The following is a 26826-nucleotide window of genomic DNA, read 5'->3' as shown; positions in this document are numbered from 1 at the left end:
GAGCCCCCGAGGAGACCGTCAATCGGGGGCCGGCCGCACGACGCATCCGCGCCACAGCAGGCGTACGATTGTCTACAATTCAACGGAAACGAACTCGTGAGGAAACTCTCATGCAAGGTGTGCAGGCGCTCTCGGCCATCAACAGCCGCCCGACCGCGGTGGTCATCGCCGACCAGCTTCGAGAGAGCATCATCATCGGGGCCTTCGGGCCCGGAGACCAGATCAACGAGGCGCAGGTGGCGAACCAGCTCAACGTCTCCCGCGGGCCGGTGCGCGAGGCGCTGCACCGCCTGGTGCAGGAGGGGCTCCTCCTCTCGCGCCCCAACAGAGGGGTCTTCGTGCAGGAGCTCACGGTGCGCGACGTCGCCGAGGTGTACGAGGCCCGAGAGGTCATCGAGTGCGCCGCGGCGGAGATCATCACGAAGATGCTCCCCGAGGATCGCGCCCGGATCGTCGACGGCATGCGCCCGATCATCGATCGCATGCACGCCCCGCTCGCGCGCGACGACTGGGCGCAGCTGGGCCGCATCGACCTGGAGTTCCACACCGCGCTGGTGTCCAGCGCCGGAAACACGCGCCTGGCGCGCGCCTACTCGACGCTCGCGACCGAGTCCCTCATCTGCCTCTCCAGCTTCCCGAGCGCGTATCCCGAGCCCGATCGCGTGATCGTGGGCCACACCGAGATCGCCGAGCTGCTGCTCGAGGGGTCGATGCAGCAGCTCCACCTCGCCCTGCACCGCCATCTCTCGCTGGACGACTACGAGCTGCGTTCGAGCGGCGAGGACGATGCGTTGCGGCACGGCCGCAACGAGTAGTCGGCGGGCTCCGTCCCGCCGCACCCCATCGCACCGATACCCGGAGGCAGCCCCGCATGACCACGCACCCCCCGACTGAGGGCGGCACCGCAGCGACCGCCCGCCGCAACGTTCTCATCACCGGCGCGTCGAGCGGTATCGGCGAGGCCGTCGCGGAGCGCTTCCGCTCCGATGGGTCACGCCTCTTCCTGACGGGCCGACGCGCCGATCCCCCGGCCGCGCTGCGCCCCGACGAGCGCTATCTCGCCGGCGACCTCTGCGACGAAGCCTTCGTCGAACGGCTCGTCTCGGAGGCGGTCTCGGAGCTCGGTCCCCTTGACGCCGTGATCGCCTGCCACGGGCTGCAGGCCTCCGGCGGCATCACGGAGATGCCCCTCGCGGAGGCCTCCCGAGTGCTCGACGCCAACCTGCTGAGCGTCTACGCGGTGATCAAGCACGCAGTGCCCGCAATGCGCGAGGGCGGCGGGGCGATCGTGCTCGTGAGTTCGCGGCTCGGCCTCGCGGGCATGCCGCACGAGGTGCTCTACAACGCGGCGAAGGGCGGCCTCATCATGCTGGGCAAGGGTGCGGCGCTCGAGCTCGCGCCGCAGAACATCCGGGTCAACATCGCGGCGCCGGGCCTCACCGAGACCCCCTTCATCGAGGCCGGCTTCCGGCGGGCGGCCGACCCCGAGGCGCACCGCGCCGCACGAGCGGCCACCATTCCGCTCGGCCGCATGGCCCGAGCCGAGGAGGTGGCGGAGGCGATCCACTTCCTCGGCTCGCCGGCCGCCTCGTACATCACGGGGGCCGTGCTGCCGATCGACGGCGGCTACACCGCCGCATAGCGAGCCCCCTGCGCCCCGGGAGGCGGCGGGAACGCTACCGGGGCCGCCCGAACCGGCTGACGGGAACGCGGTCGATCGTGCCGTCCGCTTCGAGGACGAGCAGCTCACGGACGTTCTGCACGACGGTGCACGAGTGGTTCGGGATCAGCGGCAGCACCGTCCCGATACCGTGCCGCGGGCCGTCCCCGACGTCGAGGAAGCCGTGGTACTCGTTCAGCCGGGCGACGGTGCCGCCGTCGCCCGCGATCCAGCCGTAGCCGCCCCGCTCGTCCACCTCCCGGCCGAGCGCCATCGTGCCGACGTCGAGAATCTGCGGGCCGTCCGGGCCTCCCGGGCCGTTGCTCACCACGGTCGCGGCCACGAAGAGCGCGATGTCCTCGCCCCGGCACACCTCGTGCCGGTACTGGTCCATGGAGTAGAACACGTACTCGCCGGGCCGGATCTCGGTGACGCTCCCGGCGGGCGAGTGCTTCGCGGTGGGCGTCGATCCGGCGCTCACGATGCGCGGCTCCACGCCCGCGGCCCGAAGCGACTCGGCCGCGTCGTGCAGCGCGGCCGCCTGGTCCCGCGCGGCTCCCTCCGCCGCCCCGTGGGCCCAGCCGTGCCCGGGGTAGGTGAAGACGCCGGCGACGCGCAGACCGCGCGAGAGCGCGTATTCCGCGAGAGCGCCCGCCAGATGCGGGACGAGGCCGCTGCGCCGGGCGCCGCAGTCGACCTCGATCACGAGCTCCAGGCGATCGTCGCCCGAGAACCCCTGCTCGACGATCGCGTCGACCGCCGCACGGCTCTCGACGCCGACCTTCAGCTCGGTCCGCTCGAGCAGTCGGCGCGCGCGCTCCGCCCTCGCCCGCGACATCCACAGCGGGAACGCGACGAACACGTCGACGATGCCCGCCGCGGCGAAGACCTCCGCCTGATGCAGGTCGCTGACCGTGATGCCCGCCGCGCCCGCGCGGATCTGCATGAGGGCGATGTCGACCGACTTGTGGGTCTTCACGTGCGGACGCAGGGCGACGCCGTGATCGTCCGCGAACGCCTGCATCCTGCGGATGTTCTCGCGCAGGACGTCGCCGAGCACTACCGCGGCCGGCGTCTCGAGCGCCTCGCCGTGATCCCTCACGGCCTGGATGATCTTATGCATGGCTGCCTCCGCTCACGGGGCCCAACCCATGCGATTCAGGATCACGTTCTTCGGCTCGCTCATCTCGCGCACGGCCTCGGCCACGCCCTCCCGGCCCACGCCCGAGCGCTTGGAGCCGCCGAACGGCATTGCGTCGATGCGGAAGTCGCTCGTGTCGTTGACGAGCACGCTGCCCATGTGGAGACGGTCGACGGCGCGCATCGCGCTCTGCAGCGAGGCGGTGAAGACCCCCGCCTGCAGGCCGTACTCGGTGTCGTCGACCGCCTCGAGGGCGGCGTCGAAGTCGGTGAACGCCTCGACGAGCACCACCGGCCCGAACACCTCTTCGCGATACACGCGCGCGTCGTTCGGCACGTCCACGAGAACGGTGGGCCAGTAGTACGCCCCCTCCCGCCTGCCGCCGACCACCACTCGGGCCCCGCCGTCGACGGCCTCGGCGACCCAGTCCTCGACCCGGCGCGCCTCGCGCTCCGAGATGAGCGGGCCGACATCTGTCGCCGGATCCCGCTTCGACCCGACGGCGAGCCGCGCCGTGCTGTCGGCGACGAGCGAGACCAGCCGCTCGTAGTGCGACGCGTGCACGAAGACGCGCTGCACGGAGAGGCAGTTCTGGCCGGCCACGCCGAACGCGCCGTCGACGATGCCCTCCGCGGCCGTCTCCACGTCGCCGTCCTCGCAGACGAGCACGGCGTTGTTGCCGCCGAGCTCCATGAGCACCCTGCGGGCGCCCGCGATGCGGGCGATCGAGTCGCCCGTCGCCGGGCCGCCGGTGAAGCTGATCGCCGCGATGCGGGGGTCGCCGACGAGCGCCGAACCGACCTCGCGATCCGACGCGAGCACCGCCATGCGTCTCGCGGGCATGCCCGCGCGGAGCAGGATGTCCTGCAGTGCGAGCGCCGACAGGGGGGTCGCGGCGGCAGGCTTGAGCACGATCGCGTTGCCCGCGAGCAGGCCCGGCCCGACCTTGTGCGCGACCAGGTTCATGGGATCGTTGAACGGCGTGATGGCGGCGACCACACCGAGCGGCACGCGCCGGTAGTAGCCGAACTTGCCCGCGCCCCGCGCCGTGTCCTCGAAGGGCAGGGTCTCGCCCTCGAGCAGGGCCGCCGAGTGCGCCGAGATCTTCAGGGTCTCGGCCGTCCGGGCGACCTCGCGAGTCGCCTCGGTGATGGTCTTGCTTCCCTCCGACGAGATGATCCGCGCGAGGCGCTCCCCCTCCCCGCGCACCAGGTCGGCGGCCCGCTCCAGCACCTCGCGGCGCTCCCACAGCTCCCAGACATCCTCGCTCAGGCTTCGCCGCACGCCCGCGATCGCCCGGTCGACGTCGTCGACCGTCGCCTCGTAGACGCGGGCGACGAGCGAGCCGTCCTCGGGGTCGGTCACCTCGAGGGCGAACGGGCCGCGCACCCACTCGCCGCAGAGGTAGCCTCCGCCCGGGATCCCGAGCCCGCGCAGCAGCTCGTCCTCCGCCTCGACTCTCACGGGCTGCTCCGCGCACGCGCAGTCGCTCATCGTTCGCATCTCCTTCGCTCGTTCGAGGGGCTCAGCTCAGCTTGTCCTGCAGGCCGTACCAGGCGCCTCCCGCGCGCAGGTGCAGCCAGGGGTTGCCGAAGTAACCGGGAATCCACGGGTTCTTGAGGTCCCGCCAGATGTTGGCCTCGGGGCGGCCCGAGACGACCTCGGCCATCACCTTGCCCATGTAGGTGGCCATCTGCACGCCGTGACCCGAATAGTTCAGCGAGTAGAAGAGGCCCTGGTGCTCGCCCGCGTGCACCATCTGATCCATGGAGATGTCGACGAGACCGCCCCACATGTAGTCGATGCGGGCGTCGCGCGTCTGCGGGAAGACGTGGTGCATCGCCTTCTTCAGGATCTCGCCGCTCTCCCGATCCTGCGACGGATCGGAGAGCGCGAACCGGGCCCTGCCGCCGAAGAGCAGCCGGTTGTCCGGCGTGATGCGGAAGTAGTAGATGAAGTTCTTGCTGTCGGAGGCCATGCGCCGGTTGGGCAGGAGCTCGTCGACGAGTTGCTGCGGCAGGGGCTCGGTGACCACGATGAAGCTGCCCACGGGGATCACCCGGCGCCGCTGCCAGCCGAAGGGCTTGCCGGTGTAGCCGCTGGTGCCGAGCACCACCGCGCCCGCACGGAGGTCACCGCGCGTGGTCTTGAGGTCGTGCACGGTTCCGCTGCCGATGCGCTCGACGTCGACGACCTCGGCCTTCTCGTGGATGGTCGCTCCGGCCTCGATGGCGAGGCGGCCCAGCTCGTGGCCGAACTTGCCCACGTGCATGCCGGCGCCGAGCGGATCGACCATGGCGCCGTGGTAGACGTCGGAACCGATCTCCCGGTGGATGCCGGCCCGGTCGACGAGCTCCACCGGCTGGCCCACGAGGCGCTTGAGCGCCTCGGCGGTCTTCTGCATGCCCTCCCAGTGAGAGGCCTTCCAGGCGAGGTTCATCTTTCCCGAGCGCTGGTAGTCGACCTCGAGACTGTGCTCCTGCACGATGTTCTCGATCAGGTCGATGGCCTCGTTGTACTCCCGGAAGTAGCCGATCGCCCGTCGCTCCCCGTAGCGCTTGATGGCGTTGCGGAACCCGATGGCGAGGCCGGTGGTCGCCATGCCGCCGTTGCGACCCGATGCGCCCCAGTTCACGGTGTTGGTCTCGAGCACCGCCACCGACTTGCCCGCCCGCGCCGCGTGGTACGCGGTCGACAGGCCGGTGAAGCCGGCGCCGACGACGGCCACGTCCACCTCCTTCGGCACCGGTGTGTGGGTGTAGTCGCCGCTCGGCGTTGCCGTGTCGAGCCAGTAGGAGTGCATTTTCACGTTGGGTGCTCCGATGATTCTGTGATGGGTGTGTGGAGGCGGCCGGCGCCGCGGGACCGGCACCGGCCGCCGGGGTTCAGCCCGCGGGCGCGGTCTGCTCGGTGATCAGGCGCCGCTCGAGGGGATCGCGCACCACGTTGGTGAACGTTCCGGCCTCGGCCTGCACCACCCGCTCGTGCACGAGCGGCACGACGCTGTCGAGTCGCAGAATGGCCGCCTCGGCGTCCATGGCGGCCTGCTGGCGGGCGTCGCCGGTGGCCTGCAGGCCCTTCTGCACGATGCCGTCGACTCCGGCGTCGCAGAGCTGGGCGACGTTGAAGCCGCCCGAGCAGGTGAAGTCCTGCGAGAAGAACGAGAGCGGGTCTCCCGTGTCGAGCAGGATGTTGCGCGAGATGATCACCGCGTCGAACCCGCCGCCGAGCATCTCCTCCTCCATGTTCACGTACTCCCGCACGTCCTGGGTGACCACGAAGCCCGCCTCCTCGAGCTGCTTCTGCAGCTGCACGGCGATCTCGGGGTTCTCGGCGCGGTCGGAGTAGGTGGCGAGCGTGATCGGCACGCCGTCGACCTTGGCGGGCTCGGTGGCCGACTCGATGTTGCCGCGCAGCTTCTCGGCCCAGGGCAGCGCAGGGCCGAGGAGCCCGTCGGCCGGGTCCGCCTGCCCCTCGTAGACCGTGTCGACGATCCCCTTCGGGTCGATGGCGGCCCGCGCGGCCGCGCGCACGGCGGGATCGGCGAAGGGCCCCGATTCGCTGTTCAGCGTGAGGAAGGTGGTGCGGGGCATGAACACCTCATTGACCTGCTGAGGATCGAGCAGCGTGACCTGAGACACGGGGATGCTCTCGGCGCCATCCGCCTCGCCCGAGCGGATCGCGCCCGCGCGCGCCGTTCCATCCGGCACGAAGTCGACGTCGATACCCGCCGCTTTGGCTTTCTCGCCCCAGTATCCGTCGTAGCGCTCGAGCGTGGCGGTGGTGGTCCCGTTGACGTCCGTGAGCTCGAACGGGCCCGTTCCGGTGCCGATGGGGCTGATGGTGCCGTCATCGCGGTAGGCCGCCTCCGAGAAGATCGACAGCTGCGGGCTCGCGAGCCGGTTGGTGAGCAGCGGATCCGGGGTGTCGGTGGTGATGGTGACCTCGTACTCGCCGGTGGCCTCGGTGCTGATCTTCACCCCGTTCAGGGCGCGCGGCGGCGTCGTGGCCGAGACGGCCTTGTCGAGCGTGTTCTTCACGGCCGCCGCGTTGAAGGGTGTGCCGTCGTGGAAGGTGACGTCGTCGCGCAGGGTGAACACCCAGGTCAGGTCGTCGACCTGCTTCCACTCTGTCGCGAGCAGCGGCTCGATCTCGATCTTGTCGTTCAGCCGCACCAGGGTCTCGCCCGTGCTCCATCGCGAGAGCTTCGCGACGTCGTCGCTGAACGGGTTGAGCGCGGCGGTGGGCGGCTGCATCATGGCGATCTTGATGCGGTCGCCTCCGCCTCCGGCGCTGCCGCCGCCGGCGCAGCCGGCGAGCAGCAGTGCAGCCGAGGCCATGAGACCGACTGCGGCCGCGACTCTGCGGCCAAATCTCTTGCTCATTTGTGTGGGTACCTTTCCTGTTCTCGCGGAGTGATTGGAGTCCCGCTCGGGGTGGATGGATCAGACGATGCCGAGCGCGCGGTTGACCTCGTCGAGCGAGCTCACGCGCACGGCGCCGTAGTGGGGCAGATCGGGGTCGTAGCCCCGGTCGAGGAAGACCTTGTTGGTGAAGCCGAGTTCGGCCATCGGAACGTGGTCGTAGAGCTGGTGCGACGAGATGTGCAGGAAGTCGCCGGGCTCGGCGTCGAGTTGCTCGAGCATGTAGTCGAACGCGCGCAGGCGAGGCTTGTAGGCGCCCGACTGCTCGGCCGTGTACACGGCGCGGAATGGCGCGCCGAGTCTCGGGATGAACGCGTTCAGGTGCCGGTCGTCGGCGTTGGACAGCGCGATGAGCGGGAAGTGCTCGGCCATCTTCGCGAGCGGTTCGGGCACGTCGGGGTGCGCGCCCCAGGTGATGACGTCGCGCTGGATCGCGGCGACGTCCTCGTCGGCGACCTCGAGGCCGAAACGGGCGCAAGTGCGGCGGAACGAGCGGTCGAGGATCTCGTCGTAGGGCCGGTACTCCATGATCTCGTCGTAGCGGTCGAGCCTGAATCGGTTGAAGAAGGCCTCGAGCCGTTCGCCCGGCAAGCGGTCGGCGACGATGGGCTCGACCGTCCTGCGCATCTCGAAGTAGATGAGCGTGCCGATCACGTCGAACGAGATGTACTTCGGGCGGGGGAGTTCGATGGACATGCGTACCTTTCGTTGCGGGTGGGAATGGTTACTCGGCGCGGGCCGTGATGTCGACCGCCCCGGTGGGGGTGAGGCCCGCCGCGGGGGTCTGGCCGGTCGTCGCCGTGCGGAGGCTCGTGACGGGCTTGCGACGCTTGCTCGCGCCCATCCGGCCACCGCGGAAGTCGATGCTCAGGCTCGAGAGCGACACCGCGAAGATCGAGAGGATCACGAGCGCTCCCGCCGGGACGATCACGACGAGCGGGGCGCGTTCGACGTAGGGCATGCCCTCGCCGAGGATGAGCCCCCACTCGGGCTGCGGCGGCTGAGGGCCGAGCCCCAGGAAGCCGAGCGCGGCGAGTGCGAGGCAGATGCCGGGCAGGCGCAGGCACGCGTGGCGGAACACGGGTCCCACGACGCTCGGCAGCACGTAGCGCAGCATCATGCGCGCCTTGCCCACCCCGAGCACCGGGGCGATCTTGACGTGGGGCTGGGCTTTGACCTCGGCGACGAGCGCCGCGGTGTGGGCGGCGAGCGGGGCCCAGCTCACGGCCGCGACGGCGATGGCCGCGCCGAACGACGAGGGCCCCATGGCCGCGGCGACGATCAGTCCCGCGAGGATCGGGGGCGCCGCGTTCGTGATCTCGATGGGCCCCGCCCCGAGGTTCGGGAACATGCCGATCACGAGGCCGATCACCAGGCAGACACCGGCGACGATCGCGCCGATCCCGAGCGTCGACAGCGCGCCGTGGGAGATCCGGGCGAGCACGTCGCGGCCGCTGGCGTCGGCGCCGAGCGGCAGCTCCCAGCTGGGCGCCTGGAGCCTCGTGTAGTCGAGCGCGAAGGGGTCGCGCGGCAGGCCCGAGACGATGAGCAGCACGAGGAGCACGAGCATGGTGGCGGGCAGCAGCAGCCCCCACTTGGAGCTCGGAGTCTTGGGCACCGGGGCGGGCAGCGAGTTGGAGCGCAGCGCGGGCCCGAGCAGCAGGCGCCGCAGCAGGGTCGCGCCGACGCCCAGCAGCACCGCCAGCAGCATGAGCAGGATCACCCCCGCCTGGAGCGTCGGCAGATCCTGCGACTGCACGGCCACGAGGGTCGCGCGGCCGATGCCCGGGATCGCGTAGACCTGCTCGATCACCACCGCACCCGCCGTGATGGCGACGAGGATGAGCGACATGGGCGCGGTCACGCCCGGCAGGGTGCGCCGGATCACCGCCAGCACGATGCGCGTTCTCGAGTAGCCGGCGACCTGCCACGTCGCCACCCAGCGCTCGCTGAAGGTGCTGGCGAGGGCGTCCGACAGGAGCCGGCCGAGGAACCCGCCGGTGGGCAGGCCCATCGACAGCGCCGGCAGGATCGCGTAGTTGATGCCGCGCCACCCGAACGGCGGCAGCCACCCCAGCCAGACCGCGAAGACCACGAGCAGCACGGAGGCGAGCAGGAACTCCGGCAGCGCGGTGAACGCGGCGGCGAGCCCGCCTCCCGTGCGATCGGAGCGCCCGGCGAGGCCGCGTCGGAAGGTGGGGATGGTGAGGAGGCCGCCGAGGATCACCCCGACCAGAAGGGCGGCGAGCATCACCGCGAGCGAGTTGCCGAGCGCCTCGAGCATGTCGGGCAGCACCGGTTGCCTGGTCGCCCAGGAGACGCCGAAGTCGCCCCGCACGACCCCGCCGAGCCAGGAGAAGAAGGCGCCGATCGCGCCGTTCTCGAGGCCCAGCTCCTTCCGCAGCGCCTCGAGCGCCTGCGGATCGATCTCGCCCTCCGCGTACCGCGAGCGGTAGACCGACACCGCGATGTCCCGGCCGGAGAGCAGGGGCAGGATGCCGAGCAGGAACACCACCGCCGCGATGGTCACGATGCGCGAGATCGCGGAGATGAGCACGGCTTTCGACCCGCCCGAGAGCGAGGTCTTGCGCTGTGCGCGGCGCAGCGCGGGAACGGCTTGTGTGGAGATGGCCATTCGCTTTCCTTTCTCGATGGTGAGGGCTCGACGGACTGCGGCGTCGCGCGAACCCGTTGAGATTCAGACGGCTGTCGTCGTGTCCTCGTGCGCGAGATGCAGCTCCGGGATGGCGTCGAGCAGTTCCCTGGTGCGCGGGTGCCGCGGATCGGTGAGCAGCTCCATGGTGGGGCGATCCTCGACGACCTCGCCCGCGTGCATCACGACGGTGCGCTCGCAGAGGCTCGCGACCATCGAGAGGTCGTGCGAGACCACCGCGATGCCGGTGCCGCGCTCCTCGGAGATCTGCCGCAGAAGCGCGACGATGGCCTCCCGCATGGGCAGGTCGAGTCCGCTCACGGGCTCGTCGGCGAGCAGGAAGTCGGGCCGGGTGGCGATCGCCCGGGCGATGGCGAGCCGCTGCGCCTGCCCTCCCGAGAGCTCGTTCGCCCGGCGGCGCGTGAACGTCTCGTCCAGCCCGACGGAGGCGAGTGCCTCGCGCACCATCGCGTCGTGGTCGCCGGGCACCCCGAGGCGCACGAGCGGCTCGCGCACGAGCTTCTGCACCGTCATGAGCGGGTCGAGGGTGCTCGCGGGATCCTGCGGCACGTACTGCACCTTGCGGCGATACCACTTGAGCCTGCTCACCTCGGCGGGGTAGACCTCCTTGCCCTCGCAGGTGATCGCACCGGTGTCGGTCGTGTCGAGGGCGAGCATGAGGCGCAGCAGGGTCGTCTTGCCGGATCCCGAGACGCCCACGATGCCCACGCGCTCACCGGCGCCGATGGTGAGACTCGTGGGGAAGAGCGCGGTCTTGAACTCGCGTTTCGCGAGGAGCCCCTTGCGCGGCATCGGGTACTCGCGGCTGACCTCGCCGATGTCGTAGAAGATCTTGCGGGCGGGGCGCCGCGCGACCTCCTCGGCGCGCAGTTCGCCGAGCTCCTCGGTGAATTTCTGCACGTAGGGCTCGACCGTCGCGGCGCGTGCCGCGCGGATGAGTTCGCGGGTGTAGGGGTTCTCGGGGGCCGCGAAGATGGAGCGGATGCGCCCCTGTTCAACGACGTCGCCGTCCTTCATCACCACGGCGTCGCTGCACAGCTCCGAGGCGACCGCGAAGTCGTGGGTGATGAACAGCAGTGCGGGCGTGTTCTGCCCCGCCGTGTACTTCTTGAGCACGTCGAGCACGCGCCTCTGGGTGACGACGTCGAGCGCCGTCGTCGGCTCGTCCGCCACCATGAGCCGGGTGTTGCAGGCGAGCGCGAGCGCGATGCAGACGCGCTGGCGCTGGCCGCCGGAGAGTTCGGCCGGGAACCGCTCGATGATCAGGGCGGGATCGGGCAGCCCGACCGACTCTGCGAGCTCGGCGGCCGCCTGCAGCGCCGTCTCGCGGCCGAGGCCCCGGTGGCGGCGCAGCGGCTCGACGATCTGCTCGCGGATGCGCACCAGCGGGTTGAGCGCGACCGCCGAGTCCTGGAACACCATCGCGACCCGTGCTTCCTCGGGTCGCTTGGAGGCAGGGACGCCGAGCACCTCGACGCCGTTGACCATGATGCTGCCTTCGGCCTTCGCGTTCGCGGGGAGCCGGCCCAGCACGGCGCTCGCGGTGAGCGACTTGCCCGACCCCGATTCGCCGAGCAGGCAGACCCGCTGGCCCTGGCTCACCGAAAACGTGGTTCCGTTGACGATCGTGCGTCCGCCAATGGATATCGTGAGATCTGTCACCTCGAGACTGTGCATGCCCGCTCCATCGAATCTCCGTGCTCCCGCAGCTCCGCGAGATACTGGCGAGAATAGCCTCACGCTCGTTGGATTGTCAACAATCAAACGATTTCGTCACCGTTTTGCAGCACTCCCGTTACACGCCGCGCGCGGAGAGCTCGGCGACGACCGCGGCTCCGACCTCCGCCGTCGTCAGCTCACCGCCCAGATCCGGGGTCACCGCACCGCGCTCGACGACGGCGGTGAAGGCCGTCTCGATCGACCCCGCGATCTCCTCGTGCCCCAGGTGGCGCAGCATCATCGCGCCGGCCCAGATCTGACCGATGGGGTTCGCGATGCCCCGCCCGGCGATGTCGGGGGCCGAGCCGTGCACGGGTTCGAACATCGACGGGCACCGCCGCTCCGGGTTCAGATTCGCACTCGGGGCGATTCCGATCGAACCGACCGCCCCGGCCAGGAGGTCGGACAGGATGTCTCCGAACAGGTTGGAGGCGACGATCACATCGAGGGTCTGCGGTGCGCGCACGGCGCGCGCCGCGAGCGCGTCGATCAGCACCGGCTCGAGGGCCACCCCTCCCCCGCGACCGACCACCTCGGCGACCACCTCGTCCCAGAAGGGCATCGTGTGGATGATCCCGTTCGACTTCGTCGCCGAGACCAGCCGCCCGCTGCGGGCTCTCGCCACATCTGCGGCGTAGGCCGCGACGCGCTCGACGCCGCGGCGGGTGAAGACGGACTGCTGGTACGCGGCCTCGAAGGGGGACCCCTGACCGCTCCGGCCCCCGACCGCGGAGTACTCGCCCTCGACGTTCTCGCGCACGATGACGACGTCGATGTCGGGGGATCCCGCGAGCGACGAGCGCACACCCGAGAACGAGCGCACCGGCCGCAGGTTGATGTACTGATCGAACTCCCGCCGGATCGGGATGAGCATGCCCCAGAGCGTCTCGACGTCCGACACCTCCGGGTGCCCCACCGCACCGAGGAAGACGGCGTCGGTGCCCGCCATCGTCTCGATCGCATCGGTCGGCATCATCCGGCCGCGGCGCCGGAAGTAGTCGCTGCCCCAGGGCTGCTCCCGCCACTCCAGGCGCACGCCGCGATCGCGCGTCGCAGCGTCGAGCACCTCCATCGCGACCGGCATCACCTCGATGCCGATGCCGTCTCCCGCGAGCACTGAGATCACGTGAGCGTCCATAGTTGCCTCCTCGTCCAGCAGCTCTGGTGGTGAACTGTCAACAATCTACAAGAATGAGGCGAGCCGCATCGTCCACCACCCCGATCTTCCAAGAATCGTAGTATTGCCCTACAATCCATTTCAATCCGTTTCTCTGCGATGCCACGTGACCGAAGGAGACCACCGACCGTGAACCCCACCCCCGACACCGGCTCAGCGCTGTGGAGCGCGCAAGCCCACATGCCATCCGTACTCGGCCGTCAGCTCGTCGTCAATCGCGGCGAGGGCAACTACGTCACCACGACCGACGGACGGCGCCTGTTCGACGGCACGGCGGGCCTCTGGCACGCCAACATCGGCCACGGCCGGCCCGAGATGGCGGAGGTCGCCGCAGAGCAGATCCGCACGCTCGAGACCTACCACGTCTTCGGCCGGTACCTGAACGACCGCGCGGTGGAGCTGGCCGAGAAGGTCGCCTCCATCTCGCCCATCGCCGACCCGAAGATCATCCTCAACAGCGGCGGTTCCGACTCCATCGACGTCGCGCTGAAGCTCGCCCGCCGCTACTGGCAGCTGCGCGGCCGCCACGAGAAGACCATGGTGCTCAGTCGCGACCTGGCGTACCACGGGCTCCACGCCTACGGCACCAGCGTCGCCGGGCTCGAGTTCAACCGCGAGGGCTACGGCACCGAATCCCTCGTGCCCGAGACCGCGCGCTTCGACACCCACGACATCGAACGGGTGCGCAGGACCGTCGCCGAGATCGGCCCCCACCGCATCGCCGCGCTCATCGCCGAGCCGATCCAGGGCACGGGCGGCGTGATCCCGCCGTCGCCCGGCTACCTCGAGGGACTGCAGCGGATCGCCGACGAGCACGACATCCTCCTGATCCTCGACGAGGTGATCACGGGCTTCGGCCGCACGGGCGAGTGGTTCGCCGCCGACCGGTACGGCCTGCGCCCGCACATCATCACCGTGGCGAAGGGCATCTCCTCCGGCTACTCGGCGGTCGGGGGCATCATCGTGGCGCCCGCGGTCTGGGCCCCGTTCTACGAGACGGGCGCCCCGATGTACCGCCACGGCACCACCTACTCGGGGCACGCGACGTCGGCCGCGCTCGCGTTGAAGAACCTCGAGATCATCGAGCGCGAGGGCCTGCTCGCGCGCGTGCGCCACCTCGAGGGCGTCCTCGGCGCCGAGCTCGGCGCCCTCGCCTCGGACGATCGCGTCGCGGACAGCCGCGTCGCCGGCCTCATCGGCGGCATCGAGCTGCGGCCCGAGTACTCCGCGGAGCGGGTCACCGACGAGATGGTCGAGCAGGGCTGGATCGCCCGGCCCCTGCGCGGCAACGTCATCCAGATCAGCCCGCCGTTCACCACGACGGACGACGAGCTTCGCGGCATCGTCTCCGCCGCGATCACGGCGCTCGACACGGTCGGTGCGGCGGCGACGACGCGGGAACCGGCGGTGACCCGATGACCCTGCGAGGCGTGCAACAGCATCTGATCGACAGCTCCGAAGCCGCGCTCGCGAGTGTGGCGCTGGATCCCCTCGGCCTCGGGACCGGCACCTTCGAGGTACGCGATCCCGCCACCGAACGGGTCATCGCGACCCCGCCCGACCACTCCGTCGAGACGGCGCTGATCGCGCTCGCCCGAGCCGACGAGGCGGGGAAGGCCTGGGCCCGCACCACCGCCCGCCACCGCTCGGACGTGCTGCATCGCGCGTACGGCCTGCTCGTCGAGCAGCGGGATCGCCTCGCCCTCGTCATCACCCGCGAGATGGGCAAACCGCTCGCCGAAGCGTACGGCGAGGTGCAGTACGCGGCCGATTACGTGCGCTGGTACGCCGAGGAGGCCCTGCGGCCGTCGGGCAACTACCGCGAGAACCCCGCCGGCGGGTCGACGATCCTCACCACGCGCGCGCCCATCGGCACCACCCTGCTCATCACGCCCTGGAACTTCCCCATGGCCATGGCCACCCGCAAGATCGCCCCGGCCATCGCCGTCGGCTGCGGGGCGGTGGTGAAGCCCGCCGCGCTCACGCCGCTCACCACGCTCGTGGTGGCCGAGATCTTCGTGCAGGCCGGCGTTCCCGAGGATCTCGTGCAGGTCGTCACCACGAAGAACTCGGCCGGGCTCAGCTCGGCGCTCATGGCCGACGGACGCGTGCGCAAGGTGTCGTTCACGGGCTCCACCGGCATCGGCAGCGTGCTGCTGGGACAGGCGGCGGAGCACGTCATCAAGAGCTCCATGGAGCTCGGCGGCAACGCACCGCTGATCGTCTTCGACGACGCGGATCTCGATCGCGCCGTCGAGGGGGCCGTCGTGGCGAAGCTGCGCAACGGCGGCCAGTCGTGCGTCGCCGCCAACCGCATCCTCGTGCAGGACGGGATCGCCGACGCCTTCGTCGAGGGCTTCGCGGAGCGGATGGGCGAGGCGGTGCTGGGCAACGGTCTCGCCGAGGGGGTCACGCTCGGGCCCGTCATCGACGATCGCGCGGTGCGGGGCTTCGCGGGCCTCGTCGAGGACGCGGTGGCGAGAGGCGCGGATCTGCGCCTCGGAGGCGCCGCCCCCGAGGGGCCGGGCCACTTCTTCGAGGCCACCGTGCTCGACAACGTGCCGGCCGGCTCCGAGATCGCGAACACCGAGATCTTCGGTCCCATCGCCGCCATCACGCGCTTCGGCACCGAGGACGAGGCGATCGAGCGCGCCAACAGCACGCCCTTCGGCCTCGCCGGCTACGTCTTCTCCGAGAGCATCGACCGCGCCTTCGAGGTCGCCGACCGGCTCGACACCGGCATGGTCGGCATCAATCAGGGCATCGTCTCGAACGTCGCCGCCCCCTTCGGCGGCGTGAAGGCCTCCGGCCTCGGCCGCGAGGGCAGCGGCGAGGGACTCGAGGAGTACCAGGAGATCCGCTTCTACAACCTGGCGCGCCGAGGCCGCCCGTGACCCCCGCGTAGCGGGCGGCCTCGGCGCTGTGATCCCGATCTCGTCGCTCCGCGAGGATCCGACGGATCGGGATCCCGCGCGTCCCCCCAGCGAAGCGTCGAGAGGAGCGGCGGTCAGCGCGATCCCGCCGAATCGTCGCTCGCCGCAAGGATCTGCCGGATGCGCTGGTGATTCTCGCGGAGGTGCGCGGCGAGCGCCGCACGCGCCGCCTCCGCGTCGCCCGAGACCACCGCCTCCAGCAGCCGCCGGTGGTGGGCGAGCACCGCCTCGTCGACTCGCCCGGGCTCGTCGTCCACGTGGGAGAGGATCAGCAGGTAGTACCCCATCTCGGTGGCCACGGTCTCGAAGAACGCGCTGAGACGCTCGCTCCCGAGGCGGGCCACGAGCGACGAGTGGAACGCCATGTCGGCGGCCACGATCTCCCTGGCCTGGCCGGTGTGCGCCGCCGCCACGAGCGCTTCGAACGCGCGCTCGAGCGCGGCGACCTGCTCCGGGGTCGGCTCGGCTCCGACGGCGAGCGTCTCCAGATGCATCCGGGTGCGGTACAGGTCGTCGAGCTCGTCGATCGACGGCGTGGCGACCACGGCGCCCCGGTGCATCTCGTAGCGAACCAGACGGCCCCGCTCGAGCAACCGGATACCCTCTCGCACCGAGTTCCTCGAAATCCCGAGGGACTGCGCGAGCGCGCTCTCCCGCAATCGCTCTCCCGCGACGAGCGTGCCCTCGAGAATGAGGCGGGTGAGCCGATCGGCGACCTGCTCCGCGGCGCTCGTCCGATCGAGCGCGAGCGGCACCCCTACGCGACCTGCGTTCTCCGGCTTCCGGCGCGCGGGCCCCGCCGGACCGGGCGCGGAGGGAGCTGCACTCATCCGCGGCAGATTACCACCCCCCGCTGGGCGCTCCCCGGTTGCGAGACGGTCGCACCGCTCGGCGCTCCGACGAATCGCCCGTTCGCGACCCCGCGCGACCGGGCTGACTTCAGCCCCTCACCTTGACATAATGGACGAAACTGAGAAAATCCCGAATGTTCCAGGAAAGTGAGCCGAAAATGACCGGTACGGTACGCAACGCGGTCGCTGAAGCCCTCGCGACCCTTCTGTTCGTCTTCGCCATCGTCGGCGCGATCAACAACGCGGGCGACTTCACCCCGCTCGTGATCGGCTTCACGCTGATGGTGCTCGTCTACGCGACCGGCCATCTCTCGGGCGCACACCTCAATCCCGCCGTCTCGCTCGGAGCGCTCATCCGCGGCGCGCTGAGCCTCGGCGACTTCATCGCCTACGTCGTCGCGCAGCTGGTCGGCGGCGCGATCGGCGCCCTCCTCGCCACGGCCCTGTGGCCGCGCGCCACCGAGACCGTCGCCATCGAGGTCGGCCCCGCCTTCATCGGCGAGCTCGTCGTCACCTTCGTGCTCGTGTACGTCGTACTCAACGTCGCCACCTCGAAGGACAGCGCCGACAACTCCTTCTACGGCCTCGCGATCGGCACCACCGTGTTCATCGGCGCCGCCACCGTCGGCCCCGTCTCGGGCGGCGGCTTCAACCCGGCCGTGGCCTTCGGACTCGCGGTCCACGGGGACTTCGCCTGGAGCAACCTGTGGCTCTACGTGCTCGCACCCCTCGTCGGCGGCGCACTCGCCGCGCTCGCCTTCCTCGCGCTCAACACGCACGACCGCCTCAGGGTGGGTTCGGCCGCGAGCTGATCCCCCGCGGCAGCGGGCCCGCCCCGATCCCGCGCCGGAGCGGGCCCGCTGCCGCACGCGACCGGCGCGCACGGAGAGTGCGACACGCCCGATAGTTCCGCACGCCCGCGCGGATCACTATTTTGAGTCGCTCAAAACACGTAGGCTGGGGGTATGAGCGCGCGCGCCCCGGCCTCGTCCGAGCATTGGAGCAGTCTGCTCCACGCGCGCGGTCTGCGGGTCACCGAGGGCCGCCTCTCGGTGCTGGGGCACATCGACGCGCACCCGCACAGCTCCGCCTCGGCGATCCACGCGGCCCTCGCCGAGCGGCGGCCGCCGCTCTCGCCCCAGTCGGTGCACAACATCGTCAACGACCTCACCGAGCACGGCCTGCTGCGGCGCATCGACCCGCCGGACTCCGACAGCGCCCTCTACGAGACCCGGCTCCACGATAATCACCATCACGTGCAGTGCATCGTCTGCCACTGCATCGAGGACGTCGACTGCGCCGTCGGCGCGGCCCCGTGCATCCTGCCGCCGCAGACCCACAGCATGCGCATCATCGAGGCGACCGTCACGTTCCGCGGCATCTGCACCGCCTGCGACTGCCCGGACGCGCACGGCTCGCACGGCGCTGCGACGGGTCCAGAGGCCACGCCCACGGCTGCGGGATCCCGCTCAGCCACCTGCTCGCCGCCGAGCACCCGAGACCTCCACCACGCACGAACACCGCCGAAGAAAGGAATCAGCATTGACTGACGAGCTCAAGTGCCCCGTCGACCACAGCGGAAAGGGCCCCACGCCGACCGAGGGCGCAGCCAAGCCCGCCGCGGGCGCGCCCGGCAACTCCGACTGGTGGCCCGACCGCCTCAACCTGAAGATCCTCGCCAAGAACCCCGGCGTCGCGAACCCTCAGGGCGCCGACTTCGACTACCGCGCCGCCTTCGAGAAGCTCGACCTGGCCGTGGTCAAGAGCGACATCGCCGAGGTGCTCACCGACTCGCAGCCCTGGTGGCCGGCCGACTTCGGCAACTACGGCCCGCTCTTCATCCGCATGGCCTGGCACTCGGCCGGCACCTACCGCGTCTTCGACGGCCGCGGCGGCGGCGGCACCGGCCAGCAGCGCTTCGCGCCCCTCAACAGCTGGCCCGACAACGTCGGCCTCGACAAAGCCCGCCGCCTGCTGTGGCCCGTCAAGAAGAAATACGGCAAGTCGCTCTCGTGGGGCGACCTCATGATCCTCGCCGGCAATGTCGCGCACGAGCAGATGGGCATGCCCACCTTCGGCTTCGGCGGCGGCCGCCCCGACGTGTGGGAGCCGGACGACGACGTGTACTGGGGCTCCGAGGCCAGCTGGCTGGGCGACGAGGCGCGCCTCGGCGGGGACGGCAAGGCCAAGCTCGCCGAGCCGCTCGGCGCCACCATGATGGGCCTCATCTACGTCAACCCCGAGGGCCCGCGCGCCAGCGGCGATCCGCTCGCCGCAGCGCACCAGATCCGCGAGACCTTCGGCCGCATGGCCATGAACGATGAGGAGACCGTCGCGCTGATCGCCGGCGGCCACACCTTCGGCAAGACCCACGGCGCAGCCCCCGAGGGCGAGCACGTCGCGGCCGAGCCCGAGGGCGCCCCCATGGAGCAGATGGGCCTCGGCTGGAAGAGCGGCTTCGGCGCCGGCCACGGCAGGGACGCCATCGGATCGGGCCTCGAGGTCACCTGGACCTACCACCCGACCCGCTGGGACAACGAGTTCTTCCACATCCTGTTCGCGTACGAGTGGGAGCGCGTCGAGGGCCCCGGTGGGCACCACCACTGGAGCCCGAAGGACGGCGGCGGATCCGACATGGTGCCCGAGGCCGACTTCAGCGGCCGCCGCGAGCCTCGCATGCTGACGACCGACATCTCGCTGCGCGAGGATCCCGCATACCGCGAGATCTCGCTGCGCTACCGCGACGACCAGCAGGCCTTCACCGAGGCCTACCGGCGGGCCTGGTTCAAGCTCACCCACCGCGACCTCGGCCCCAAGTCGCGCTACCTCGGCCCCGAGGTGCCCGAAGAGGACCTGATCTGGCAGGATCCCGTGCCCGTCCGCGACTACGAGCTGATCGACGCCGCCGACGTCGCCGCCCTCGAGCAGCGGATCGCCGACAGCGGCCTCACCGTGAGCGAGCTCGTCTCGACCGGCTGGGCTGCGGCGGCCACCTACCGCGGCAGCGACAAGCGCGGCGGCGCGAACGGCGGTCGCATCCGCCTCGAGCCGCAGCGCGACTGGGAGGTGAACAGGCCCGAGCAGCTCGCGCGCGTGCTGGGCGTGCTCGAGAGCATCAAGGCCGCCTTCGACGCGGAGAACGAGGCGAGCGGCAAGCGCGTCTCGATCGCCGACCTCACAGTGCTCGCCGGCAACGTGGGCGTGCAGCAGGCGGCGGCCGCCGCGGGCCGCGCGGTCTCGATCCCCTTCACCCCGGGCCGCACCGACGCCACGCCGGAGCAGACCGAGGTCGAGCAGTTCGAGTACCTCAACCCGGCCGCCGACGGCTTCCGCAACTACGAGAGCGACCGGGCTCTCGGCCGCCCCGCCGAGCACCTCCTCATCGACCGCGCCAACCTGCTCACCCTGTCGGCGCCCGAGATGACGGCGCTGATCGGCGGCATGCGCGTGCTCGACACCAACTGGGACGGCTCGAGGCACGGCGTCCTCACCGACCGCCCCGGCGTGCTCACGAACGACTTCTTCGTGAACCTGCTCGACCTGAACACCGACTGGCGCGCGATCGACCCCGAGTCGCGCACCTTCCAGGCCGTCGACGAGACCACCGGCGAGGAGACCTGGACGGGCACGCGCGCCGACCTCGTGTTCGGCTCGAACAGCGAGCTGCGCGCCGTCGCCGAGGTGTACGCCAGCGATGACGCCGCCGACCAGTTCGTCGACGACTTCGTGCGGGCCTGGGTCAAGGTCGCGAACCTCGACCGCTTCGACGTGCGGTAGCCGGAGCGCGGGGCGTCGGCCCGCGCCGCAGGGCGCCCTCGGTCACTCGACCGGGGGCGCCCTGCGGCGTTCGGGGCGTCCTGCGTCAGCGCTTGCCGATGTCGGCGGTGACGCCCGCGCCCGCCCTCAGTCGAGCAGCAGCGCCGGCTCCTCGAGCACCGAGGCGACGTCGGCCACGAAGCGCGAGATGACGTCGCCGTCGACGACGCGGTGGTCGAAGGATCCGCCCACCGTCGTCACCATGCGCGGACGCACCTCGCCGTCGACCACCCACGGCTTCTGGCGGATCGTGCCCATCGCCATGATGGCGACCTCACCGGGCACCAGGATGGGGGTGCCGAAGTCCATGCCGAACACCCCGATGTTGGTGATCGTGATCGTGCCGCCCCGCATGTCCTCCGGGCGCGTGCGTCCTTCGCGGGCCGTGAGCGTGAGCTGCTCGATCGCCCTCGCCAGCTCGAGCAGGCTCAGATCCTGCGCCTCCTTGACGACCGGCACGATGAGGCCGCGCGGAGTCGTCGCGGCGATGCCGAGGTTGACGAAGTGATGGCGGATGATCTCGGTCTCGGTGAAGGTCGAGTTGATCTCGGGGCTGCGCCGGACCGCCCACAGCATCGCCTTCGCGAAGATGAGCAGCGGCGACACCTTGACGCCCGCGAAGTCGGTCGAGCTCTTGAGGCGCTTCACGAACTCCATGGTGCGCGTCGCGTCGACGTCGGTGAACACGCCCACATGGGGGGCCTCGAACGCGCTCGTCACCATCGCGTCGGCGGTGGCCTTGCGCACGCCCTTGAGCGGGATCCGCTCCTCGCGCGCCTCGGGGTGGGCCTCCGGGGTCGAGAGGTTGCGGAAGAGGCTGGCCTGCGAGGCCTGTCGCACCACGTCGTCGCGCAGGATCTCGCCGGCGATCCCGCTTCCGGTCACCTGCGCGAGGTCGACGCCGAGATCCTTCGCCAGCTTGCGGATCGGCGGCTTCGCGATCACGGGCGCGGCCTCCGCGACCGGGATCGGGGCCTGCGGCTTGCCCGTCAGCAGCGGCTCTCCCCCGCGGCGGCGGCGCGAACTCACCGTGCCGGCCGCGCCGTAGCCGACGAGCACCGCTCCGCCGTCCGCCTCGTGCTCGACGGTGCCCGCCGCATCGGCCACGGCGTCGCGGGTCTCCTCCGATTCGGCCGGCGCGTCGGCGGGCGCGGGATCCGCCTCGTCGGCCGTCCCGGCCACGGAGACGCGCAGGATCGGCTCGCCGACCGGCACCGTCTGCCCCACCTCGGCGAGCACCTCGGTGACCGTGCCCGTGAACGGCGAGGGCAGCTCCACGAGCGATTTCGCGGTCTCGATCTCGCAGATCACCTGGTTGAGCGCGACGGTGTCGCCGACGGCGACGTGCCACGTGACGATCTCGGCCTCGGTCAGCCCCTCGCCGACGTCGGGGAGGGGGAAGGTCATCTCGCTCATGGTTGCTCCTAGTAGTGCATGGTGCGGTCGACCGCCTCGAGCACGCGGTCGGCGTCGGGCAGGTAGAGGCCCTCGAGGCGCGCGGGCGGGAAGGGCACGTCGTACCCCGCCACCCGCAGCACCGGCGCCTGCAGCGAGTAGAAGGCGTGCTCGGCGACGTGGGCGGCGATCTCGCTGCCGAGGCTCACGCCGCCCTGCGCCTCCTGGGCCACGACGAGGCGGCCGGTGCGGCGCACCGACTCGAGCAGCGGCGCGTAGTCGACGGGCGAGAGGCTGCGCAGATCGACCACCTCGAGGCTCGTGCCCTCGCCCTGCGCCACCTCGGCGGCCTGCAGCAGCGTGGTCACCATGGCGCCCCAGCCGACCACGGTGCAGTCGGCGCCCTGGCGCGCGATCCGCGTGCGGTGCAGCTCCGCGGCGGGGGCCGCGGGGTCCACCTCGCCCTTCTGCCAGTACTTGGCCTTGGGCTCGAAGAACAGCACGGGGTCGGACGACTGGATGGCCTGCTGGATCATCCAGTAGGCGTCGTTGGGCGTCGAGGGCGCGACCACCCGCAGGCCCGGCGTGTGAGCGAAGTAGGCCTCGGGGCTCTCCTGGTGGTGCTCGACGGCTCCGATGTGCCCGCCGTAGGGCACCCGGATGACGATGGGCATCGGGATCCTGCCGTCGTGGCGGCTGGTGAGCTTGGCGAGCTGCGTGACGATCTGGTTGAAGGCGGGGAAGATGAAGCCGTCGAACTGGATCTCGATGACGGGGCGGTATCCGCGCATGGCGAGCCCGATCGCGCTGCCGACGATGCCCGCCTCGGCGAGGGGGGTGTCGAGCACGCGCGCCGACCCGAACTCGGCCTGCAGCCGGTCGGTCACCCGGAACACGCCGCCGAGCGGGCCGATGTCCTCGCCCATGAGGATGACGCGCTCGTCGGCCGCCATCGCCGCGCGCAGCCCCTCGTTGATGGCCCTGGCGAGCGGCAGGGTGGCGTGCTCGGTCAGGGGGCCCGGCGGGGTCGCGGCGCTCATCGGGCCGCCTCCTCGTCCGCGAACGACGACTCGTAGCGCTCGAGCCACTCGCGCTGCTCCTCGATGCGCTGGTGCGGCTCGGAGTAGACGTGCGCGAACATCGAGTCGGCCTCGGGCGCCGGCAGGTGCAGGATCGCGTCGCGCACCCGCTTCGCCTCGCGATCGGCGGTATCGCGCACCTCGTCGAAGAAGTCGTCGCCGACGCCGAGCGAACGCAGGTGGGCCTCGAGGCGGTCGATGGGATCGCGCTGCTGCCAGCGCTCGAGCTCGCCCTCCTCGCGGTAGCGGGTGGGGTCGTCGCTCGTCGTGTGGGCGCCGATGCGGTAGGTGAGGGCCTCGATGTAGCCGGGCCCGCGGCCCTCGCGCGCGTCTCGCAGGAAGCGGCGGCCCACCGCGTACGCGGCGAGCGGGTCGTTGCCGTCGATCTGCACGGCGCGCAGGCCGAAGCCGAGCGCGCGGCGGTAGAGCGGCGTGCGGCTCTGACGCGTGACGGGCACGGAGATGGCCCAGCGGTTGTTCTGCACCACGAAGAGCTCGGGGGTCTGGTAGCTGGCGGCGAAGATCATGGCTTCGTTGGCGTCGCCCTGGCTGGTGGTGCCGTCGCCGTAGAACACCATCGTGGCCTCGCCGGTCGCGGTGCCGGGCTCCCCCGCGTCGAGCGCCGTGTCGGCGGCGCGGCGCTTGGCGTCGAGCACCTGTCCGAGCGCGTGGCCGGTGGCGTGCTGCGTCTGGGCGCCGAGCACCAGCGTGTACAGGTGGAAGTTGCCGTGCGCGGGATCGGTGACGTCCCAGCCGCCGTGCGTGAGTCCGCGGAACTGCGCCGCGAGATCCACGAAGGAGACGCCGCGGATCCTCGCGACGGCGTGCTCGCGATAAGCGGGGAAGATGTGGTCCTGCGGCTCGGCGGCGTGGGCGAGGCCCACCTGGCAGCCCTCCTGGCCCACGCTCGGCACCCAGAGGGCGAGCTGGCCCTGCCGCTGCAGGTGGGTGCACTCCGTGTCGAAGGCTCGCGTGGAGACCATGTCGCGGTACCACCGCGAGAAGTCCTCGAGCCCGACGCCCGCGAGCTCGTCGGCGAACTCGGCCGCGGTCTGCGAGGGCGCATGGTTGCCCGCGTCGTCGAGGAAGCGGACCGGCTCGGGATCCGCGCCGCCGTCGAGCAGCGGGCTGAAAGTCTCTTCGCTCATCCCGACCCAGTGTAATCGGGCGCCATGTCGGAGGGCGGATATTCGGCCGGTTCGCACTCGGGCGGACGCGTGCGCACGGCGCCGGACGCCTACCCTCCCAGACGCGCGGCCACGTGCTCCCGCACGACGCGCAGCACCTCGGGCAGGCTCTCGAGCTCCCCCACCGAGACGCGCACGCCGTGCCCCGCGAACGGGCGCACCAGGGTGCCCGCCTCGGCGAAGTCGGCGGCGAGCGCCGCGGCATCCGCGACGCCGCCCGCCCCCTCGGGGATCCACGCGAAGTTGCCCTGCGCCTCGGGCACGGCGATCCCGAGTTCGCGCAGCGCGGCCGCGAGCGCGTCGCGCCTCCGGGCGAGTTCGGCGATGCGTTCGGCGTGGATCCCGCGCGCCTCCGGGGCGAGCGACGCAAGCGCGGCGCTCTCGGCGATACCGGTCACCGAGAGCGGGATCGAGACGCTCGCCGCGGCCGCGAGGATCGCGGGATCGCCGACGCCGTAGCCGACCCGGAGGCCCGCCAGGCCGTAGGCCTTGGAGAAGGTCCGCAGCACCACGAGGTTCGGATGCTCCCGCAGCACCTCCTCCCCGCGAACGGCCTCGGGATCGGTGACGAACTCGCGGTAGGCCTCGTCGAGCACCACGAGCGTGTCGGCGGGCACGCGCGCCATGAAGCGGTCGAAATCGGCGCGCCGGATCGCCGGGCCGGTCGGGTTGTTGGGCGTGCACAGGAGGATGACGCGCGTGCGGCCGGTGACGGCGGCGGCCATCGCGTCGAGGTCGTGCTCGGCCCGCGCGTCCAGCGGGACGGCGACCGGCGTCGCGCCCGAGGCGAGGCCCAGCGCGGGGTAGGCCTCGAAGCTGGGCCAGGCGTGCACGTACTCGTCGCCCGGCCCCGCCGCCGCGTGCACGAGCTGGTAGAGGATCGCGACCGAGCCGGCGCCGAGGTGCACGTGGTCGAGGCTGACGCCGAAGCCGCCCGCGACCATCGCCCGCAGTTCGGGCATGGCCGCGGCCCCGTAGCGGTTCGTCTGTTCGGCGCGGCGGGCCATCGCCTCGAGCACACCGGGCAGCGGTCCGAAGGGGTTCTCGTTGCTCGACAGCTTGAAGCCGGGCTCGGCGGGCGCGGCGCCCTGCCGGTACGCGGGCGCGGCGAGCACTGCGGGGCGCAGACGTACGGGCGGCACGGCGTTTTCGCTCATAAGACGAGAGTGTATCGCTTGCCCCGCGGACGCCGACGACTGAGGCGCCGCGCAGCACGAGCTGTCAGACTAGAGGCATGCGCACCGTCATCCGAGTTCTCGTCGGCGCATTCGCGCTGTGGCTCACCACGCTCATCGTGGGCGGCAACGGCGAGCGCGGGGTGTGGATCGTGCCCATCAGCGACGACGACTACGCACCGCTGCTCACGCTCGTGCTCGTGGCCCTCGTCTTCGGGCTCGTCAACGGCACGCTCGGCCGGGTGGTGAGGTTCGTCTCGATCCCGCTCTACATCGTCACGCTCGGGCTCTTCGGCCTCATCGTCAACGGCTTCCTGTTCGCCGTCGTGGCCTGGCTGTCCGATCTCGCGGGCTTCGGACTGCGCATCGAGACGTTCTGGTGGGGCGTGCTCGCGGCCCTCGTGATGTCGCTGCTCTCCGGCCTCATGAACGCACTGCTCGGCACCGGCAAGAAGAAGGATCGCTGAGCGGGGCCGTGCGCCTGCGTTCGGGCAGACTGGGGGCATGAGCGCCGACGACTCCAACCGCCCCTTCCGCATCGGTTTCGTCTGCTCGGGCAACATCTGCCGCTCCCCCATGGGCGAGGTGATCTTCCGCGCTCTCGCGGAGCGGGAGGGGCTCGGCGATCGCTTCCTCGCGACCTCGCGCGGCACCCACGGCTACCACGTGGGCGATGGGGCCGATCCTCGCACTCTCGCCGCGCTGGCGGCTGCGGGGTACGACGGCGGTCGGCATCGCGCCAGGGAGGTCACCGACGCCGACATCGCGGGGCACGACCTGCTCATCGCGCTCGATCGCGGCCACGAGCGCCACCTGCGCGGCCGCGGCGCCGATCCGGATCGCCTGTCCCTGCTCACGGCCGTCGACCCCGAGCGGCCGGCCGATCCTGGGCGGGCGTGTCTTCCCATGCGGTGATGATCGGTTCGACCCCGAACTCGGCCTTGTGCTGGTCGATGTACATGATACGGTCACTCATCGGGAGGGGCGGTCGAACTCCGCCGCGAAAAAGCCGCCGAAGACTTCAAGATCGCGTTGGCCCGGCGCAGCTCACGCACCTCGCGTTCGAGTGCTCTGATCCGGGCCTCGTCGCTGCTGGTCGTGCCCGGGCGGAGGCCCTCGTCTTGCTCGGCGCGATGCACCCAGGTGTGCAACGCTTCGGGATGCACGCCGAACTGCTCGGCGATACGACGGTACGCGCCCTGCCGGGTGGCGGGGTCTTTGCGGGCCTCGACGCAGAGCCGGGTCGCGCGTTCACGAAGCTCTGCGGGGTACTTCGAGGTTCCATCGGTCAAGGGGTCCTTCCGGATTCATGCACCCTCCATCAAACCCGACACGCTCCGCATCTTCTTCTTCGGTTCAGCAAGCGACGAGGTTGAGATTTTGGCGTACCCGGATGGGTGGGTCCACATAGCCCCCGTCATCGCGACCACGGTGTATCACGGTCTCAGCACGAGCGAAGTCACCGCGGGCTCGTTCGAAGTTCTGGTGAGGATATCCACCACTCAGCCGTCCTCGAGGTGGCAAGCGGGCGGTGCGACCGCGAGCGGGGGAACCAGTTTTGTGGCTCATCGTAAATGGGGGTGTAGGTGCGGCCT

The 26826-nt window shown here is 70.9% G+C and carries 23 protein-coding genes; 9 read left to right on the top strand and 14 right to left on the bottom strand.

Annotated features, from left to right (window positions below; all coding sequences use genetic code 11):
- The first annotated feature begins 110 nt into the window (after nucleotides 1–110).
- Complete coding sequence (locus D1J51_RS08120; protein ID WP_119074693.1) at nucleotides 111–815, top strand: GntR family transcriptional regulator; 705 nt, start codon at nucleotides 111–113, stop codon at nucleotides 813–815.
- A 56-nt stretch (nucleotides 816–871) separates the two neighbouring features.
- On the top strand, nucleotides 872–1642 hold the full coding sequence (locus D1J51_RS08115) for an SDR family NAD(P)-dependent oxidoreductase (protein WP_119074692.1): 771 nt from the start codon (nucleotides 872–874) through the stop codon (nucleotides 1640–1642).
- Between the two features lie 34 nt (nucleotides 1643–1676).
- Here D1J51_RS08115 and D1J51_RS08110 read toward each other — a convergent pair whose 3' ends face one another.
- The 8 genes from D1J51_RS08110 to D1J51_RS08075 form a co-directional block, all read right to left on the bottom strand.
- Nucleotides 1677–2783 carry an alanine racemase gene (locus D1J51_RS08110; RefSeq protein ID WP_119074691.1) on the bottom strand — a complete coding sequence of 369 codons (1107 nt, stop codon included), beginning with the start codon at nucleotides 2781–2783 and terminating at the stop codon, nucleotides 1677–1679.
- 12 nt (nucleotides 2784–2795) lie between these two features.
- Nucleotides 2796–4295 carry an aldehyde dehydrogenase family protein gene (locus D1J51_RS08105; RefSeq protein WP_162903720.1) on the bottom strand — a complete coding sequence of 500 codons (1500 nt, stop codon included), beginning with the start codon at nucleotides 4293–4295 and terminating at the stop codon, nucleotides 2796–2798.
- Between the two features lie 31 nt (nucleotides 4296–4326).
- On the bottom strand, nucleotides 4327–5604 hold the full coding sequence (locus D1J51_RS08100) for an NAD(P)/FAD-dependent oxidoreductase (RefSeq protein WP_240423083.1): 1278 nt from the start codon (nucleotides 5602–5604) through the stop codon (nucleotides 4327–4329).
- Between the two features lie 82 nt (nucleotides 5605–5686).
- Nucleotides 5687–7186, bottom strand: a complete 1500-nt coding sequence (locus tag D1J51_RS08095; protein ID WP_119074688.1) for an ABC transporter substrate-binding protein — start codon at nucleotides 7184–7186, stop codon at nucleotides 5687–5689.
- A 60-nt stretch (nucleotides 7187–7246) separates the two neighbouring features.
- Nucleotides 7247–7921, bottom strand: a complete 675-nt coding sequence (locus tag D1J51_RS08090) for an HAD family hydrolase (RefSeq protein ID WP_119074687.1) — start codon at nucleotides 7919–7921, stop codon at nucleotides 7247–7249.
- Between the two features lie 28 nt (nucleotides 7922–7949).
- Entirely contained in the window at nucleotides 7950–9860 is a 1911-nt protein-coding gene (locus tag D1J51_RS08085) for an ABC transporter permease subunit (protein WP_119074686.1), read from the bottom strand.
- 63 nt (nucleotides 9861–9923) lie between these two features.
- A complete protein-coding gene (locus tag D1J51_RS08080; protein WP_162903719.1) occupies nucleotides 9924–11561 on the bottom strand; it encodes an ABC transporter ATP-binding protein in 1638 nt (545 codons plus the stop codon).
- Nucleotides 11562–11694: 133 nt separating this feature from the next.
- On the bottom strand, nucleotides 11695–12756 hold the full coding sequence (locus tag D1J51_RS08075) for an isocitrate/isopropylmalate dehydrogenase family protein (protein ID WP_119074684.1): 1062 nt from the start codon (nucleotides 12754–12756) through the stop codon (nucleotides 11695–11697).
- 168 nt (nucleotides 12757–12924) lie between these two features.
- On the opposite strand from D1J51_RS08075, the gene D1J51_RS08070 reads away from it, so the two are divergent.
- Nucleotides 12925–14214, top strand: coding sequence for an aminotransferase family protein (locus D1J51_RS08070; RefSeq protein WP_205547828.1), 1290 nt, complete (start codon nucleotides 12925–12927; stop codon nucleotides 14212–14214).
- Nucleotides 14215–14225: 11 nt separating this feature from the next.
- Nucleotides 14226–15689 (top strand): NAD-dependent succinate-semialdehyde dehydrogenase, encoded by a 1464-nt coding sequence (locus D1J51_RS08065; RefSeq protein WP_240423054.1) that lies wholly within the window; start codon nucleotides 14226–14228, stop codon nucleotides 15687–15689.
- A 113-nt stretch (nucleotides 15690–15802) separates the two neighbouring features.
- Here D1J51_RS08065 and D1J51_RS08060 read toward each other — a convergent pair whose 3' ends face one another.
- Nucleotides 15803–16558 (bottom strand): GntR family transcriptional regulator, encoded by a 756-nt coding sequence (locus D1J51_RS08060; protein WP_119074681.1) that lies wholly within the window; start codon nucleotides 16556–16558, stop codon nucleotides 15803–15805.
- 179 nt (nucleotides 16559–16737) lie between these two features.
- Between D1J51_RS08060 and D1J51_RS08055 the strand changes: the two genes are divergently transcribed.
- The 3 genes from D1J51_RS08055 to katG all read left to right on the top strand — a co-directional run bounded on the left by D1J51_RS08055 (nucleotide 16738) and on the right by katG (nucleotide 20356).
- Complete coding sequence (locus D1J51_RS08055; protein ID WP_119074680.1) at nucleotides 16738–17391, top strand: MIP/aquaporin family protein; 654 nt, start codon at nucleotides 16738–16740, stop codon at nucleotides 17389–17391.
- 153 nt (nucleotides 17392–17544) lie between these two features.
- Nucleotides 17545–18129 (top strand): Fur family transcriptional regulator, encoded by a 585-nt coding sequence (locus D1J51_RS08050; protein WP_119074679.1) that lies wholly within the window; start codon nucleotides 17545–17547, stop codon nucleotides 18127–18129.
- A complete protein-coding gene (katG, locus tag D1J51_RS08045) occupies nucleotides 18122–20356 on the top strand; it encodes a catalase/peroxidase HPI (protein WP_119074678.1) in 2235 nt (744 codons plus the stop codon). Before D1J51_RS08050 ends, katG begins: the two co-directional genes overlap by 8 nt.
- A gap of 126 nt (nucleotides 20357–20482) precedes the next feature.
- Here the strand turns inward: katG and D1J51_RS08040 are convergent, their stop codons facing one another.
- From D1J51_RS08040 to D1J51_RS08025, 4 genes are all read right to left on the bottom strand, one after another.
- Complete coding sequence (locus tag D1J51_RS08040) at nucleotides 20483–21811, bottom strand: dihydrolipoamide acetyltransferase family protein (protein WP_119074677.1); 1329 nt, start codon at nucleotides 21809–21811, stop codon at nucleotides 20483–20485.
- Between the two features lie 8 nt (nucleotides 21812–21819).
- A complete protein-coding gene (locus tag D1J51_RS08035; protein ID WP_119074676.1) occupies nucleotides 21820–22830 on the bottom strand; it encodes an alpha-ketoacid dehydrogenase subunit beta in 1011 nt (336 codons plus the stop codon).
- On the bottom strand, nucleotides 22827–24017 hold the full coding sequence (locus D1J51_RS08030; RefSeq protein WP_119074675.1) for a thiamine pyrophosphate-dependent enzyme: 1191 nt from the start codon (nucleotides 24015–24017) through the stop codon (nucleotides 22827–22829). Before D1J51_RS08030 ends, D1J51_RS08035 begins: the two co-directional genes overlap by 4 nt.
- Nucleotides 24018–24106: 89 nt before the next feature.
- The gene (locus tag D1J51_RS08025) at nucleotides 24107–25213 is read right to left on the bottom strand and encodes a histidinol-phosphate transaminase (RefSeq protein ID WP_119074674.1); all 1107 of its coding nucleotides are present in this window, start codon (nucleotides 25211–25213) and stop codon (nucleotides 24107–24109) included.
- Between the two features lie 77 nt (nucleotides 25214–25290).
- Here D1J51_RS08025 and D1J51_RS08020 point away from each other — a divergent pair, with 77 nt between their 5' ends.
- Entirely contained in the window at nucleotides 25291–25698 is a 408-nt protein-coding gene (locus D1J51_RS08020) for a phage holin family protein (protein WP_119074673.1), read from the top strand.
- Nucleotides 25699–25735: 37 nt separating this feature from the next.
- Complete coding sequence (locus D1J51_RS08015) at nucleotides 25736–26146, top strand: arsenate reductase/protein-tyrosine-phosphatase family protein (protein WP_119074672.1); 411 nt, start codon at nucleotides 25736–25738, stop codon at nucleotides 26144–26146.
- 53 nt (nucleotides 26147–26199) lie between these two features.
- On the opposite strand, the gene D1J51_RS08010 is transcribed toward D1J51_RS08015, so the two are convergent.
- Complete coding sequence (locus D1J51_RS08010) at nucleotides 26200–26523, bottom strand: transposase (RefSeq protein WP_162903718.1); 324 nt, start codon at nucleotides 26521–26523, stop codon at nucleotides 26200–26202.
- Nucleotides 26524–26826: the final 303 nt, after the last annotated feature.

The sequence above is a fragment of the Leucobacter sp. wl10 genome (assembly GCF_003569785.1).
In the GTDB taxonomy this organism is placed as follows: Bacteria; Actinomycetota; Actinomycetes; order Actinomycetales; family Microbacteriaceae; genus Leucobacter.
The sequence above is the reverse complement of the archived record's forward strand: the minus strand, read 5'-3'. Positions and strand labels throughout refer to the sequence as shown.

Excerpts from the sequence above, each read along its gene's own strand:
- D1J51_RS08050 (WP_119074679.1), top strand. The coding sequence starts at position 17,545 with ATGAGCGCGCGCGCCCCGGCCTCGTCCGAGCATTGGAGCAGTCTGCTC.
- D1J51_RS08020 (WP_119074673.1), top strand. The coding sequence starts at position 25,291 with ATGCGCACCGTCATCCGAGTTCTCGTCGGCGCATTCGCGCTGTGGCTC.
- D1J51_RS08110 (WP_119074691.1), bottom strand. The coding sequence starts at position 2,783 with ATGCATAAGATCATCCAGGCCGTGAGGGATCACGGCGAGGCGCTCGAG.
- D1J51_RS08100 (WP_240423083.1), bottom strand. The coding sequence starts at position 5,604 with ATGCACTCCTACTGGCTCGACACGGCAACGCCGAGCGGCGACTACACC.
- D1J51_RS08030 (WP_119074675.1), bottom strand. The coding sequence starts at position 24,017 with ATGAGCGAAGAGACTTTCAGCCCGCTGCTCGACGGCGGCGCGGATCCC.
- D1J51_RS08015 (WP_119074672.1), top strand. The coding sequence starts at position 25,736 with ATGAGCGCCGACGACTCCAACCGCCCCTTCCGCATCGGTTTCGTCTGC.
- D1J51_RS08060 (WP_119074681.1), bottom strand. The coding sequence starts at position 16,558 with ATGAGTGCAGCTCCCTCCGCGCCCGGTCCGGCGGGGCCCGCGCGCCGG.
- D1J51_RS08120 (WP_119074693.1), top strand. The coding sequence starts at position 111 with ATGCAAGGTGTGCAGGCGCTCTCGGCCATCAACAGCCGCCCGACCGCG.
- D1J51_RS08075 (WP_119074684.1), bottom strand. The coding sequence starts at position 12,756 with ATGGACGCTCACGTGATCTCAGTGCTCGCGGGAGACGGCATCGGCATC.
- D1J51_RS08055 (WP_119074680.1), top strand. The coding sequence starts at position 16,738 with ATGACCGGTACGGTACGCAACGCGGTCGCTGAAGCCCTCGCGACCCTT.
- D1J51_RS08115 (WP_119074692.1), top strand. The coding sequence starts at position 872 with ATGACCACGCACCCCCCGACTGAGGGCGGCACCGCAGCGACCGCCCGC.
- D1J51_RS08035 (WP_119074676.1), bottom strand. The coding sequence starts at position 22,830 with ATGAGCGCCGCGACCCCGCCGGGCCCCCTGACCGAGCACGCCACCCTG.
- D1J51_RS08025 (WP_119074674.1), bottom strand. The coding sequence starts at position 25,213 with ATGAGCGAAAACGCCGTGCCGCCCGTACGTCTGCGCCCCGCAGTGCTC.
- D1J51_RS08085 (WP_119074686.1), bottom strand. The coding sequence starts at position 9,860 with ATGGCCATCTCCACACAAGCCGTTCCCGCGCTGCGCCGCGCACAGCGC.
- D1J51_RS08095 (WP_119074688.1), bottom strand. The coding sequence starts at position 7,186 with ATGAGCAAGAGATTTGGCCGCAGAGTCGCGGCCGCAGTCGGTCTCATG.
- D1J51_RS08105 (WP_162903720.1), bottom strand. The coding sequence starts at position 4,295 with ATGAGCGACTGCGCGTGCGCGGAGCAGCCCGTGAGAGTCGAGGCGGAG.
- D1J51_RS08040 (WP_119074677.1), bottom strand. The coding sequence starts at position 21,811 with ATGAGCGAGATGACCTTCCCCCTCCCCGACGTCGGCGAGGGGCTGACC.
- D1J51_RS08090 (WP_119074687.1), bottom strand. The coding sequence starts at position 7,921 with ATGTCCATCGAACTCCCCCGCCCGAAGTACATCTCGTTCGACGTGATC.